Annotated in this window: 14 protein-coding genes; all 14 read left to right on the top strand. The window is 34.3% G+C overall.

The window, feature by feature from the left end:
* Nucleotide 1: 1 nt before the first annotated feature.
* The 14 genes from rfbB to FCU45_RS04735 are packed head-to-tail and all read left to right on the top strand — an operon-like array spanning nt 2 to nt 15,057.
* Nucleotides 2-1,108 (top strand): dTDP-glucose 4,6-dehydratase, encoded by a 1,107-nt coding sequence (gene rfbB / locus FCU45_RS04800; RefSeq protein WP_137012834.1) that lies wholly within the window; start codon nt 2-4, stop codon nt 1,106-1,108.
* Nucleotides 1,108-2,019, top strand: coding sequence for a sulfate adenylyltransferase subunit CysD (gene cysD / locus FCU45_RS04795; protein WP_137012832.1), 912 nt, complete (start codon nt 1,108-1,110; stop codon nt 2,017-2,019). Before rfbB ends, cysD begins: the two co-directional genes overlap by 1 nt.
* Before the next feature lies 1 nt (nt 2,020).
* Nucleotides 2,021-3,487 (top strand): sulfate adenylyltransferase subunit CysN, encoded by a 1,467-nt coding sequence (gene cysN, locus FCU45_RS04790; protein ID WP_137012830.1) that lies wholly within the window; start codon nt 2,021-2,023, stop codon nt 3,485-3,487.
* Nucleotides 3,487-4,212, top strand: coding sequence for an adenylyl-sulfate kinase (gene cysC / locus FCU45_RS04785; RefSeq protein WP_137012828.1), 726 nt, complete (start codon nt 3,487-3,489; stop codon nt 4,210-4,212). Before cysN ends, cysC (FCU45_RS04785) begins: the two co-directional genes overlap by 1 nt.
* Entirely contained in the window at nt 4,202-4,804 is a 603-nt protein-coding gene (gene cysC, locus FCU45_RS04780) for an adenylyl-sulfate kinase (protein ID WP_137012826.1), read from the top strand. The genes cysC (FCU45_RS04785) and cysC (FCU45_RS04780) overlap by 11 nt, the downstream gene beginning before the upstream one ends.
* The gene (cysQ, locus tag FCU45_RS04775; RefSeq protein WP_137012824.1) at nt 4,794-5,549 is read left to right on the top strand and encodes a 3'(2'),5'-bisphosphate nucleotidase CysQ; all 756 of its coding nucleotides are present in this window, start codon (nt 4,794-4,796) and stop codon (nt 5,547-5,549) included. Before cysC (FCU45_RS04780) ends, cysQ begins: the two co-directional genes overlap by 11 nt.
* 3 nt (nt 5,550-5,552) lie before the next feature.
* Nucleotides 5,553-6,365, top strand: coding sequence for an ABC transporter permease (locus FCU45_RS04770; protein ID WP_137012822.1), 813 nt, complete (start codon nt 5,553-5,555; stop codon nt 6,363-6,365).
* Entirely contained in the window at nt 6,362-7,711 is a 1,350-nt protein-coding gene (locus tag FCU45_RS04765; RefSeq protein ID WP_137012820.1) for an RNA-binding domain-containing protein, read from the top strand. Before FCU45_RS04770 ends, FCU45_RS04765 begins: the two co-directional genes overlap by 4 nt.
* A complete protein-coding gene (locus tag FCU45_RS04760; RefSeq protein WP_137012818.1) occupies nt 7,704-9,047 on the top strand; it encodes an ABC transporter ATP-binding protein in 1,344 nt (447 codons plus the stop codon). Before FCU45_RS04765 ends, FCU45_RS04760 begins: the two co-directional genes overlap by 8 nt.
* Complete coding sequence (locus FCU45_RS04755; protein WP_137012816.1) at nt 9,041-9,685, top strand: hypothetical protein; 645 nt, start codon at nt 9,041-9,043, stop codon at nt 9,683-9,685. Before FCU45_RS04760 ends, FCU45_RS04755 begins: the two co-directional genes overlap by 7 nt.
* Before the next feature lie 14 nt (nt 9,686-9,699).
* The gene (locus FCU45_RS04750; RefSeq protein WP_137012814.1) at nt 9,700-10,725 is read left to right on the top strand and encodes a sulfotransferase family protein; all 1,026 of its coding nucleotides are present in this window, start codon (nt 9,700-9,702) and stop codon (nt 10,723-10,725) included.
* Nucleotides 10,726-10,731: 6 nt separating this feature from the next.
* Entirely contained in the window at nt 10,732-12,855 is a 2,124-nt protein-coding gene (locus FCU45_RS04745) for a glycosyltransferase (protein WP_137012812.1), read from the top strand.
* On the top strand, nt 12,848-14,206 hold the full coding sequence (locus tag FCU45_RS04740) for a mannose-1-phosphate guanylyltransferase/mannose-6-phosphate isomerase (protein WP_137012810.1): 1,359 nt from the start codon (nt 12,848-12,850) through the stop codon (nt 14,204-14,206). Before FCU45_RS04745 ends, FCU45_RS04740 begins: the two co-directional genes overlap by 8 nt.
* 5 nt (nt 14,207-14,211) lie before the next feature.
* On the top strand, nt 14,212-15,057 hold the full coding sequence (locus FCU45_RS04735; RefSeq protein WP_137012808.1) for a sulfotransferase family 2 domain-containing protein: 846 nt from the start codon (nt 14,212-14,214) through the stop codon (nt 15,055-15,057).
* Nucleotide 15,058: the final 1 nt, after the last annotated feature.

Here is a 15,058-nt window from a genome sequence, read left to right as displayed (position 1 = left end):
AATGTTTGACAATACAAATAAAACAATACTGGTAACAGGCTGTGCAGGCTTCATTGGCTCAAACTTTGTGCCGTACTTTTTAGATAAATATCCAAACTACAACTTAGTAAACTTAGACCTACTTACATACGCAGGTGATTTACAAAACCTAAAAGAGTGTGAAAATAATCCACGATATAAGTTTATAAAAGGTGACATCTGTAACCGTGAGCTTGTAGAGTTTATATTTACTGAATACGATATACAAGGTGTTATCCACTTTGCAGCAGAAAGCCATGTAGATAACTCCATCAAAAACCCGGGAGTATTTGTGCAAACAAATGTAACAGGTACTTTTACTCTAGTAGATGTAGCATATAAGCATTGGATGGAGAAGCCATTTACTTACAAAAATAAATATCTACCAACAATCCACAATCAACAATCAACTGAAGCTTCGCTTCCTCGTTTTCACCACATTAGCACTGATGAAGTATACGGAACACTAAACGAAACTGATCTGTTCACAGAGTCAACCCCGTACGCTCCAAACTCTCCATACTCAGCTTCAAAAGCTTCAAGCGATATGATCATCAGAGCATACAATGAAACATATGGTTTAAATACAGTTATCACAAACTGCTCAAATAACTATGGACCAAAACAACACGATGAAAAACTCATCCCAACTATCATCCGTAAAGCACTAGCAGGTGAAAACATCCCGATCTACGGAGATGGAAAAAACATAAGAGATTGGCTTTATGTGCTTGACCACTGTAAAGGAATAGATATTGTTTATCACACAGGTAAAACTGGAGAAGTTTATAATATAGGCGGAAGAAATGAAAGAACAAATCTTAAGATTGTAGATAAGATTTGCAGTATATTAGACGAAGTTTATCCAGTCGAAAATAACTATCAACTATCAACTATCAACCATCAACTTAAATCTTACAAGGATTTAATAACTTTCGTGGAAGACAGAGCAGGTCATGATAGAAGATACGCTATTGATGCAACAAAACTGGAAAATGAACTAGGCTGGAAAGCAGACGAAACATTCGACACAGGCATCATCAAGACCATAGAATGGTATTTAAATAAGTATAAAAAGGGTTACAATTAATGTTAGATAAACAAAAACTTACTCACTTAAAACAGCTAGAAGCAGAATCTATGCATATCATGCGAGAGGTTGTAGCTGAGTTTGCTAATCCTGCCATGCTTTATAGCGTAGGCAAAGACAGCTCTGTTATGCTTCATCTTCTGCAAAAAGCATTCTATCCTGCTCCTCCTCCTCTTCCGCTTGTGCATGTAGATACTAAATGGAAATTCAAAGAGATGATAGAGTTTCGCGACCGTCGTGCAAAAGAGGTTGGTATGGAACTCATAGTCTATAGCAATCCAGAGGGTGACAGGTTGAATATCTCTCCATTTGAGCATGGAAGCGCGATGCATACTGACATTATGAAAACGCAAGGCTTAAAGCAGATGCTAGATATCTATAAGTTCGATGCGGTATTTGGTGGAGCAAGACGCGATGAAGAGAAAAGCCGCGCAAAAGAGCGCATATACTCTTTTCGTGATGAAAACCACCGCTGGGACCCAAAAAATCAGCGTCCTGAACTTTGGAATATTTTCAACGGCAGACATCAAAAAGGTGAAAGCATAAGAGTATTTCCCTTGAGTAACTGGACAGAACTTGATATTTGGCAATATATTTATCTTGAAAATATCTCTATCCCTGACCTCTATTTTGCAAAAAAACGACCTGTTATAGAATATATGGGCACAAAGATACTAGTTGATGATGAGCGTATGCCAAAGAAGCTCTCAGATACCGCAAAAGAAGAGGTAGTGCGATTTAGAACTTTGGGCTGTTACCCACTTACGGGAGCTGTAAACTCAAGTGCAACAACACTGCCTGAGATCATCCAAGAGATGCTTGTGTGCACTACAAGTGAGAGACAAGGACGACTTATAGACTCTGACGGTGACGCATCGATGGAGAAAAAGAAACAAGAGGGATATTTTTAATATGGCACATCAATCAGATTTAATTGCTCAAAACATTGAGCAATACCTTAAAGAGCACGAAAACAAAGAGATATGCCGCTTTATAACTTGCGGAAGCGTGGATGACGGTAAAAGTACACTTATAGGCAGACTTCTTTATGATAGCAAGATGATATTTGAAGATCAGCTCTCAGCAATAGAGAAGGATTCTAAAAAATCAGGGACAACAGGTGATAAGATAGACTTGGCTCTTTTGGTTGATGGTCTTGCAAGTGAGAGAGAGCAAGGTATCACTATAGATGTAGCCTATAGATACTTTTCAACTGAAAAAAGAAAGTTTATAATAGCAGATACCCCAGGACATGAGCAATACACAAGAAATATGGCTACAGGTGCAAGTACGGCTGATATCGCCATAATTCTCATAGATGCAAGACAAGGTGTTCTTACACAAACAAAAAGGCACTCATACATTGTTTCACTTTTAGGGATAAAAAATATCATAGTTGCCATTAATAAAATGGATCTTGTTGATTTTAGCAAAGATAAATTCGAAGAGATAAAATCAGAGTATCAAAAAGTTATACCAAATCTACCACACTATAATGATATTAATTTCACCTACATTCCAATTTCAGCACTTGATGGAGATAATATCGTAACTATTGGTGAAAAATCTTCATGGTACGGCGGGCTTCCTCTTATGGAGCTGTTAGATACTATAGAGATTCACAAAAAAGAGAATAACTCCTTTAGAATGCCTGTGCAATATGTGAGTCGTCCACATCTTAACTTTAGAGGCTTTTGCGGAACTATAGCCAGTGGAAGTATCTCTGTCGGTGATTTTATTACGGTCCTCCCATCTAAAAAATCAAGCAAAGTAAAATCGATTGTTTCAAATGATATAAAAGATTTAAGACCAAAAAACAAAGATGAGATGGTAGAAACTATTGAAAAAGCATTCGCTCCTATGGCAACGACAATTACTTTAGAAGATGAGATAGATATCAGCCGTGGGGATATGATAGTAAAATCCGACGACATACCGCAAGTCTCTAGCCAGCTCTCTACTATGATAGTATGGATGAGCGAGATACCGATGCAATTAAACTCAAGCTATATTATAAAAAGGGCAACTTCTGTTATTAACGGTACTTTTCAATCCATAGAGTATAAAAAAGATATCAACACTTTTGAAGAGTTGGACGCAAAACAGCTAGAACTTAACGACATTGCAAAGTGTACCCTCAAACTTGACCGTCAGATCGCCGTTGATCCATATGAGAACAACAGATACACAGGCAGTTTTATCATTATAGATAGATACAGTAATGAAACAATTGGCGCAGGGATGATAGTATCTTCGGTAGTCGGCGGCGGACACTCAGCAGTAAATAGTGAAATCAAAGAGTATACGGATGCGGAAATAGCTTTAAACAAGTATATTAGAGATAATTTTCCTGAGTGGAACTGTAAGGAGATCTTTTAGTGTATAAAGATACAAATATCCGCTCGGTTGCAAAAGGCGTAAGTTGGAGAGTTTTTGCCACAACTACGACGATTATTATTGTTTATGTCTTCTTTGGAAGGCTTGACCTTGCTATTGCGGCCGGAATCATAGAGACATTTGCTAAAATAGCGCTTTATTGGGCGCATGAGAGAGCATGGGTAAAGATAAGATGGGGCAGAAAAAAAATAGAGCCTTTTAACCTTTGGTTTACTGGCTTACCGCTCTCAGGAAAAACAACAATTGCGGATGCGGTCTATAAAGAGCTGGAGAAACTAGATATTCCCTTAGAGCGAATTGACTCTAAAGATATAAGAGAACTTATTCCAGACATAGGTTATACAAGGGAAGACAGGAACAGACATATGCACAGGGTAGGGCATCTTATAAAAACATTGCAAAACAACTCTATCTCAACCGTTGCCTCATTTGTAAGCCCGTATAGTGAATCAAGAAAAGCCATAAGAGAGATGGTGAAGAACAATGTGGTAGTCTATGTAAAAGCCGACATCGAGACATGTAAAAAACGAGACTACAAAGGCAAATATGCCAAAGCCTTGGTGGGTCAACTGCAAAACTTCACAGGCGTAAATGACATCTATGAAGAGCCACAGCATGCAGAGATAGTTATAGATACAGATAAAACATCTGTTGAAGAAGCTACAAAGATTATTATCAAGTATATAAAGGCTCACTATGTCAAATAATACGGTCTGGCATAACACTCACGTTGTAAAAGAGCAAAGAGCCAAACTTAAAAACCAAAAGCCTTGCATCTTATGGTTTACAGGGCTTAGCGGAAGCGGTAAATCAACTCTTGCCAATGCACTTGAGGCAAAGCTATTTGAGTTAGGTTTTCATACCTATCTTCTTGATGGCGACAATGTTAGACATGGGCTAAATGTTGACTTAGGGTTTGATGATAACGCAAGAGTAGAAAACATAAGAAGAGTCGGCGAAGTTGCAAAGCTTTTTGTAGATAGCGGTACCATCATCATTACGGCTTTTATATCGCCTTTTATTTCAGATAGAGCACAAGTAAGGTCACTTGTAAAAGAAGATGAGTTTATAGAGATTTTTGTTGATACTCCGCTTGAAGTGTGTGAGAGCAGAGACCCAAAAGGGTTGTATAAAAAAGCAAGAGCCGGAGAGATAAAAAACTTTACAGGTATAGACTCTCCTTACGAAAAACCGTTAAAATCTGAGCTTCATATAGTCAATGATAAAACAGAGCTTAATGAAAATATAGATAAAATAACAGATTATTTAAAAACGAACGGATATATAGATGTTAGATAGTATAAATATAGAAGATATAAAGCAGATAGCACTAAAAGCCGGTGCTAAGATAATGAATATATATACCAGAGATTTTAGCATAGAGTACAAAGACGATAAATCGCCGCTTACTGAGGCAGACTTGCAGGCAAACGAGATCATTTGTAGCGAGCTTAAAAAACTTTATCCTCAGATGCCGATCATGAGCGAAGAAAACAAACAAACAGAGTATGAGACAAGAAAAGAGTGGGAGTACTACTGGTGTATAGACCCCATAGACGGAACAAAAGAGTTTATCAAGAAAAACGATGAGTTTACTGTAAATATCGCACTCATCCACAAAAACTCACCAGTGCTAGGTGTAGTCTATGCGCCTGCGATAGATGAGATGTATAGTGCGAAGCAAGGTGAAGGTACATTTTTAAATGGTCAAAAATTACCATTAAAAGTAAATAAAGATAAAAGTGAAAAACTTTATGTAGTTGCCTCAAAATCACATCTTTCAGAAGAGACTCAAGAGTTTATAAACACTCTTGATGCTAAAGTGATTGAACAAGTATCAAAAGGAAGTAGTCTAAAGCTATGTATGATAGCTTCAGGTGAAGCAGACATATACCCTCGTCTTGCCCCTACAATGGAGTGGGATACCGCGGCGGCGGATGCGATTGTTAGAGAAGCTGGGAAGATGACTTACCAGTTTGAAAACAATGAGCCAATGGTTTACAACAAAGAAAATCTTCTGAACCCTTGGTTTGTGGTGAAATAATTTATGCGTTATATCAAAGAGTTTTACAGATTTTTAAAACATATTTACAGCAGTAGAGAATTGCTAATCACGCTAATTAAAAATGATTTCCGCAAACAATACCTAGGCTCGTATTTGGGGCTTGTATGGGCTTTTGTGCAACCTCTTGCTTTTATCATGGTGATTTGGTTCGTATTTGAGATAGGTTTTAGGGCCGGACCTTCAACGCATGGTGCTCCATTTTTTTTATATCTCATCAGTGGTATGATACCTTGGTTTTTTATTTCAAATGCCTTTACAAGTGCCACGGGTGCCGTTGTTAACAACTCATTCTTAGTGAAAAAAGTTTCATTTAGGGTAAGTATCCTGCCATTGGTGCAAATTGGCTCAGCGCTTATTATCCATTTTGCTCTTGTAGGTTTTGTTATAGTTGCTTTTTTGCTTTATGGTTATATGCCTACGATTTATTGGCTTCAGCTGCCATTTTATATACTTTGTTCAGTAGTTCTTTTACTGGGACTTTCTTGGCTGACTTCTGCCGTGAGAGTTTTTGTAAAAGATATAGGTAATTTTATCGCAGTACTTATGCAGATTGGTTTTTGGGCAACTCCTATTTTTTGGTCAATGGATATGATTCCGGAGAAATATCAGTGGATACTTAAGCTTAATCCTGCTTTTTATATAGTAGACGGGTATAGAAACAGTTTTATAAACGGTTCTTGGTTCTGGGAACATCAAAATACAACTATTTACTATTTTGGGTTGACGCTGTTTTGTTTAGCAGTAGGCGCATTGGTATTTAAAAGACTCAGACCTCATTTTGGGGATGTACTATGATTGATATTATGAATATTATCAAAAAAGGTGAAGGTCAGTTTGTGGAGTTCAAAACCTCCTTTTCAAAAGAGGTTATAGAAACTGTAGTAGCTTTTGCAAATGCAAAAGGCGGCAGTATAGTTATAGGAGTAGACGATGGCGGCAAAGTATTAGGTATAACCAATACATCAGAAACTATTCAAAATCATATAAATACTATCAAGCAAAATACTCAGCCAAATATTTTAGTAGATATAGAAGAGTTAAAATTGGAAGAAAGAACAATTTTGCTTATAGAAATAAAAGAATATCCTTTAAAACCTGTAGCTTTTAAAAATCGCTATTATAAGAGAATCAAAAACTCAAACCATCTCATGACTTTAGATGAGATAGCAAATGAGCATCTTAAAACTATAAACAGTAGTTGGGATTTTCATATAGATGAAAGACATGATTTTAGTGATATTTCACAAGAGAATATAGTTAAGTTTATCCAAAAAGTCGAAAAAAACTTAGGTAAAAATTTTAGTGATGATCCTATGACTATTTTGCGAAAATATGAGCTTATCAAAGAAGACAAGCTTACATTTGGAGCATATTTGCTTTTTACATCAAATACCTCTCCTCTTACATCACTTCAAATAGGAAGATTTAAAGACCCAATAACTATTATAGACAACATCGACATAGACACAAACTTGCTTGATCAAGTTGATATGGTAATAGATGGAATAAAAAAACATCTTATGACAGAGTTTATCATCACTGGCGAAGCTCAAAGAACAGTAAGATATGATTATCCACTTGAAGCAATAAGGGAGGTAGTTATAAATATGATTGTTCATAGAGATTACAGAGATAGTGGAAACTCTATCATTAAAATATTTGATGATAAAATAGAGTTTTTTAATCCAGGAAAACTTTATGATGACATCACTATAGAAAAACTCCAAAGTGGTGATTACTCTTCTCGTACTAGAAACAGAGCAATAGCAAGGGCTTTTAAAGAAGCAGGGATTATAGAGCGATACGGTTCTGGAATACATAGGATAAAAGATGAGTGTAAAGCTCATGGAGTAATAGAGCCTACTTTTGAAGAGTTTGTTCATGGTTTTAGAGTAACTCTTTATAAAGAAAAATTAAATGAGGGAGTAAATGAGGGAGTAAATGAGGGAGTAAATGAGGGAGTAAAATCTCTTTATGAACTTATCCAAAATAAACCAAATAATCGCTCAACTTTTTTTGTTCAAGAGTTAAATACATCGGTTAAAAATATAGAAAGATGGCTAAAGCAACTCAAAGAAGAAAAAAAGATAGAGTTTAGAGGTGCCCCAAAAACTGGTGGATATTGGAGTGTAGATGACTAAAAACACAGCCATAAAAGTACAAAATCTTACTAAAACATACAAACTCTACGACAAACCTATAGATAGACTCAAAGAATCACTTCATCCACTCAAAAAAAAGTACCACAGAGATTTCTATGCACTAAACGATGTAAGCTTTGAGATAAAAAAGGGTGAAACAGTAGGGATAGTAGGTAAAAACGGCAGTGGTAAATCAACACTTCTTAAGATCATCACAGGAGTTCTAACACCTACAAGCGGTAAGGTCTCCGTCCATGGAAAGATCTCTGCCATACTTGAGCTAGGAGCGGGTTTCAACCCTGAGATGACCGGGCTTGAAAATGTGTATTTAAATACCTCCATCAACGGTATGTCAAAAAAAGAGACGGACAGCAAGATAAAAGAGATAGTGGAGTTTGCAGAACTTGGAGAGTTTATAAATCAACCTGTCAAAACCTATAGCAGCGGCATGAAAGCAAGACTTGCTTTTTCTGTTTCTATCAGTGTAGAGCCGGATATACTCATAGTCGATGAAGCACTAAGTGTAGGGGATGCTGCATTCGCCAGAAAATGTTTTGCCAAAATGGAAGAGATCCGCTCAAGAGGTGCGACCATCCTTTTTGTAAGCCACAGTGAAGGAAGCGTCGTAGCACTCTGCAACCGTGCCATCTGGATAAGCAATGGCAAACAGATCATAGACGGTACGCCCAAGCTAGTAACCGGCTTATATATGAAGCACATTAACGAAACTAAAATTGACAAAGCAGAAATAGAAAAAGAGTACGAAAGTCTATCCAAAGGCGAAGTAGAAACAAAAAAAGAAGAAGATATGCTTGTTTCTGAATCACAATCGACAATCGACAATCGACAATCGACCAATAGTATTGATGAGTTCTACAATCCGGCATTAAAGCCAACTTCAACTATCTGCTATGAAGAAAAGGGCGCTAAAATAAGCGATATAAAGATAACTACTCTTGATGGGAGAGAGGTTAATGTATTAGTTCAGGGAGGTGAATATATTCTTAGCCATAAAGTAGATTTTGCTGAAAAAAACAATAATGTGATATTGGGAATATCATTACATACAAAACAGGGAGTTATACTGGTAAATGGTCATTTTCCAGAACAAAAAAAATATCATATTATTAATGCTAAAAATGTTTTTGTTGAATGGAAATTTTCTTGTACGGTACTTGAAGGTGAGTATTTTTTAACCCTTGGAGTTATGGGGATTGATAATAAGTTTATGGCAAGAATTAAAGATGCTTATATGTTTAAAGTCATAAATAATCAAAATAGACAAATGAGAGGATTAATAGATTTGAATTTAAAAGGAAATATTGAAATATGCTAAAAAAGTTTCAAAAAAGAAAAAAAATAGATTTAACATTAAAAGCTGGTGATAAACATTATAGATCATTTATTGGTCCACCTTCAAAATATGATCTGGTCTCTGCAATGCAATTTAATTTGTTGACTAAGCATGGACTTAGAGAAAATCATAAATTTTTAGATATTGGTTGTGGAAGCTTGAGAGGCGGAAGGCTTTTTATAATTTACTTGCTAGAAAATAATTATCATGGCGTTGAACCTGAAAAATGGCTTGTTGAAGATGGAATTTATTTTGAACTAGGTAAAGAAATAGTGAAATTAAAAAAACCAAAATTTTTACATAGTACAAATTTTGATTTTTACAAGTTTGGTACAGAGTTTGATTTTGCTCTTGCCCAATCTATATTTACACATGCATCTGTTGAACAGATAAAAACATGTCTTTTAAATCTTTCTAAAGTGGCTAACAAAAATTTTAAATTGTTGGCATCATTTATTGAAGGAGATGAAAACTATGAGGGTAGTGACTGGGTTTATCCTGGATGTGTGACTTACAGATTTGATTTTATGAAACAACTCGCTGAAGAGTACGGATTCAAATGTAGAAAAACTGACGATACTCATCCTAATAACCATACGTGGCTATTAATTGAGAAATAGGAAAACAAACTAGAATGAAACAAACATGTATTTTAGTGCTAGGGATGCATAGAAGTGGAACTTCTGCTTTGACAGGTACTTTAAACTTGCTAGATATTGACCTTGGTAGTGAGTTGATGAAAGCAAATTTTGCGAATGAAAAAGGCTTTTTTGAAAATTCATATCTAATGCACTTTAATGATAAGCTATTAAGAAGAGTGAATAGTTCATGGGATGATATATTTTTTGACTATGATGAAAAAGAACAGTTTATAGATGAAAATGATAAAGATGAATTAAAAAATATTTTACTGCAAGAATTTAACAACAGTACGCTTTTTGCTATAAAAGATCCTAGAATTTGCTATCTGTTTCCTTTATATGAAGAGGCACTTTCAGAGTTGCAAATCGGTATAAAAGTTCTTCTTCCATACAGAAATCCGCTTGAAGTTGCCCAGTCTTTAGAAAAAAGAAATGGATTTAGTATTGAAAAAAGTGTGGCTTTATGGCTAAATCATTTTTTGGAAGCAGAACTGAGAAGTAGACCATACAAAAGATACTTTTTAAAGTTTGATACCCTTTTAGGCGAAACAGAGCAGACTGTAAAGCAAATAGATGACTTTTTAAATACAGATCTTTTTGAAGCATACATAAAAAACAAGACCGAGATAAACTCATTTTTAGAACCAAACCTAAAACACAACAATCTGGATAAATTAGCACTACAAAAAGGGATACGCTTTGTACTTGAAGATTTTTTAAATTTATATCACCAAGATTTAAATAGTGTTTCAAAAGAAACTTTTGATGCAATGCGGCATAAAAATGATGAAATTAGAAGATTTTATAGCGCATGTACGCTGGATTTAAAAATAGAGCTAGATAATGCAAAAAATGAGCTAGATAATGCAAAAAATGAGTTAAACAATACTAAAAAAGAGTTGAGTTCCGCCAATATTGCTATGCAGGCTTTAAAGCAAGAACTTGCCATGGTTTATGAAAGTAAAAGCTGGAAAATAACTAAGCCATTAAGAATTATTAAAACATATATAAAAGGGTGACAATTGATGTCTAAGATCGGAAAGGGCTTAAAATTAGTTAAACTAATTATTTTAAACTTTGGTAAACTTTATTCTCATATAACAACTCATAATATAAAAAGTTTGATTTATCATATTTTAAAAGGAAACTTTGGACTTATTAATCATAATGTAATGTTACTGTTAAATATAAGCCATAATAATTTAAAATTAGATTTAATAGAAAATTGCAATTTTAAAGAGCCACTATTATTTAATGAGTGTCAGAGTCCAAAAGTATCGATTGTCATTCCTGTCTATAATCAATGGCAATATACATATAAATGCTTAAAATCAATTTTATTACATACTAGAGATATTGAGTATGAGATCATTATAGCTGATGATGTTTCTGCTGATGAAACAGTTTTGATCAATGATATTGTTAAAAATATTATTGTTGTAAGAAATGAGAAAAATCTTGGTTTTTTACTCAACTGCAATAATGCGGCTCGAAAAGCCACTGGAACACATCTCCTTTTTTTAAATAATGACACACAGGTACAAGAAGGCTGGCTAAGTTCATTAGTTGAGCTGATAGAGCGCGATGAAAAGATTGGTATGGTAGGTTCAAAGCTTGTATATCCTGATGGCAGGCTTCAAGAAGCAGGCGGGATTATTTGGAATGATGCTAGTGGCTGGAACTACGGTAAGTTTGATGACCCAACAAAACCTGAATACAACTATGTTAAAGAAGTTGATTACATCTCTGGGGCTTCTATAATGATAAAAAAATCATTGTGGGATAAAATAGGTGGCTTTGATAAAAGATATGTTCCTGCATATTATGAAGATACAGATCTGGCATTTGAGGTAAGAAAGCATGGCTATAAGGTGATGTACCAGCCGAAGTCAGTAGCTGTTCATTTTGAAGGTATATCACACGGTACGGATACAAATAATGGAATCAAAACCTATCAAGTCAAAAATAGAGAAAAATTTATAGAAAAATGGAAAGATGAGTTAAACAATCAATTTAAACATGGTGAAAACGTTTTTTTAACAAGGGATAGAAGTAAAGATAAAAAGCATATGTTAGTTATAGACCATTATGTGCCTACATATGATAAGGATGCTGGTAGCAGAGCTACATGGAACTATATGGAGTTTTTTGTTGGCTGTGGCTATAAGGTTACTTTTTTAGGTGACAGTTATCATAGAAACGAACCTTACACATCGATGCTGGAATCAATGGGTATAGAAGTATTATATGGTCTAGAGTATAGAAAAAACTTTGAAGCATGGTTCAAGAAAAATGGAAAATATTTTGATGAAGTGATTTTATCAAGACCGCATATAGCAGTTAAATATATTGATATTATTAAAGCACATTCTTCAGCAAAAACAATTTATTATGCACATGATCTACATTTTCTTAGAGAACAAAGACAATATGAAATAACACAAGATAAAAAGTTGATAGAAAGTAGTGATTCATGGAAACAAATAGAATTAGAACTTATGAGCAAAACAGATGAAACTTGGCTTTTTTCACAATATGAAAAAAAGATATTAAAAGAGTATGATTTTAAGATAAAAGTTGTACCTTTGTTTTTATACAAACAATTTGATCAAAAAAGTAAGAATATTGCCATATTAGATAATAACATTATGTTTATTGGTGGCTTTTCACATGTGCCCAATTTAGATGGGATGCAATGGTTTATTCAAAACTGTTGGAAAGAAATTAAAAAGAAAAACAGTACAGTAAAGTTAACTATAGCAGGTTCAAACATGCCAGAACAACTCAAAAAACTTGATGGAGAAGATGGTATAGTGGTCAAAGGTTATTTAACAGATGAGGAGTTAAGGCTACTATACGAAAACTCTAAAGTAGCTGTTATCCCCTTGCGATTTGGTGCTGGAGTTAAAGGAAAAGTTGTAGAAGCACTTTATAATTCTACACCTATAGTAACTACAACCATAGGAGCAGAGGGATTAATAGAGGCTCAAAATTATATGAAGATTGCTGATACTAAAGAAGAATTTGTAGAAGCTGTTTTAGAGATGCTTAAAAGTGAAACAAATGAAAAATATGCTAAAAACTCTTTAGAGTATTGTGCACAATATTTTTCATATGATTATTTAGATAAGGTACTTAAGAATGATTAATATAATATTATGCGGAGGAAACGGAACGCGCTTATGGCCTATAAGTAGAACACTTATGCCAAAGCAGTTTGTAAAGCTATTTGATGATAAGTCGCTTTTTCAACTTACAGTTGATAGAAATAGTAAAGTTTGTGATAAAAAATTTATAGTTTCTAACGCAGAGCAGTATTTTTTAGCACAAGACCAACTAGAAGAGAATTCAACATTTCTTTTAGAACCTATCGGAAGAAATACAGCTCCTGCAATAGCTCTTGCTTGTTTAGCTTTAAACAAAGATGAGATAGTTCTAGTAACTCCAAGCGATCATCTCATAAAAGATGAAAAAGAGTATGAAAAAGTATTAAACAAAGCAAAAGAATTAGCTAAAGAAAATAATCTCGTAACTTTTGGGATAACTCCGACTTTTGCTGAAACAGGATTTGGCTATATTGAAAGTGTAAATCAATTTGATGTAAAAGCTTTCCATGAAAAACCAAACTTTGAAACCGCAAAAAAATATCTTAAAGCCGGAAACTATTATTGGAATTCAGGTATGTTCTGCTTTAGAGCAGGAGTGTTTTTAGATGAATTAAAAAAGTACTCTCCCAAAATATATAATGCTTCTTTAAATGCTTTTAATAATGCAAATAAAGATGAAATTATTAGAATAAAATATGATGATATGTTGTCTATACCTGAAGACAGCATAGACTATGCAGTTATGGAAAAATCCAATATTGTCAAAGTAGTTCCTTCAAATATTTCTTGGAGTGATGTAGGAAGCTTTGATGCATTATATGAAGAGATGCCAAAAGATAAAGACGGAAATACCATAAACCAAAATCATATTTGTATAGACTCTAAAAATAACCTAGTATATGGCAATGAAAGAAAAATTGCAACCGTTGATGTTGAGAATTTAATCATCATTGATACGGGAGACGCTTTGCTTGTGTCTAAAAAAGGCAGCTCGCAAAAAGTTAAAAAAATAGTAGAGGAAGTCAGAAAAAACTCTGAACTTCACAACATACATCTTACAGGTTATAGACCATGGGGTACATATACGGTTCTTGAGGATTCGGATGGTTACAAGATAAAAAGGATAGTAGTTAAGCCGGGTCAAAGACTTTCTTTGCAAAAGCATTTACATAGAAATGAGCATTGGATAGTTGTGTCAGGCACGGCAACCGTTAGTATAGAAGGGAGAACATTTTTAGTGCGACCCAATGAAAGCACTTACATAAAAGCAGGTGAAGTGCATAGGCTTGAAAATAACGGAAAATTACCACTTGTGCTTATAGAGGCGCAAGTTGGAGAATATACAGGTGAAGATGATATCATCAGACTTGATGATGATTATGAAAGGAAATAGCAGATATGTTCAATTTTTTTAAAAAACAAACAGTTAGCGGTAAAAGAGATGTAATATTGCATTCCCATATATTTAAAAATGCAGGAACTACATTTGACCATACTTTAGAGAAAAATTTTGCTAAAAACTTTGTTGACCATAGAGAAGATAGGGATTTAGTGGAGGGTAAGCAGGATTATTTAAACAGTTTTTTAGATAAAAACTCAACTATTAACGCTTTTTCTAGTCACTCTATACATTTTAAAGCCCAAAATAACGAGAGATATAACTTTCATCAAATCTATTTTTTAAGACATCCAATTGAGAGAATTAAATCTGTATATACTTTTGAAAGACAACAGCCTGCGGAGATCTCACTCGGTGCGAAAATGGCAAAAGAGTTAGATATGAATGAATATATAAGATGGAGAATGAGAGATGATGTAGCAGCGACTATAAGAAACTGTCACACTGTATTTCTCTCTGGGCTTGGACCAAATCCAAATAAAATAGATGAAAAATATAAAGTTGCTAAAAAAAATATTTTTGAGATCCCTCTTATAGGAATAGTAGATAGATATGATGAAAGTATGGTTGTATTTGAAGAGTATTTAAGAGAGCATTTTCCAAATATAGACTTGTCTTATGTTAGAAAAAATGTCACTGATACAAGTAAGGAATTATCGGTTGATGAAAAATCAGACAAGTTACTCCAACAGATAGATGAGGATTTACAGCAGCTTGTTTTAGAAAAAAATGCTTATGATTTAGAACTTTATAAATTGGGGAATGATTTGTTGGATGAGAAGATAGCAAGGATTGAAAATTTTGAAAGTAAGTTAAATAACTTCAAAAAAAGAAGGCTTGATTAAT

This window comes from Sulfurimonas crateris, assembly GCF_005217605.1.
GTDB lineage: Bacteria > Campylobacterota > Campylobacteria > Campylobacterales > Sulfurimonadaceae > Sulfurimonas > Sulfurimonas crateris.
The sequence above is the reverse complement of the archived record's forward strand: the minus strand, read 5'-3'. Positions and strand labels throughout refer to the sequence as shown.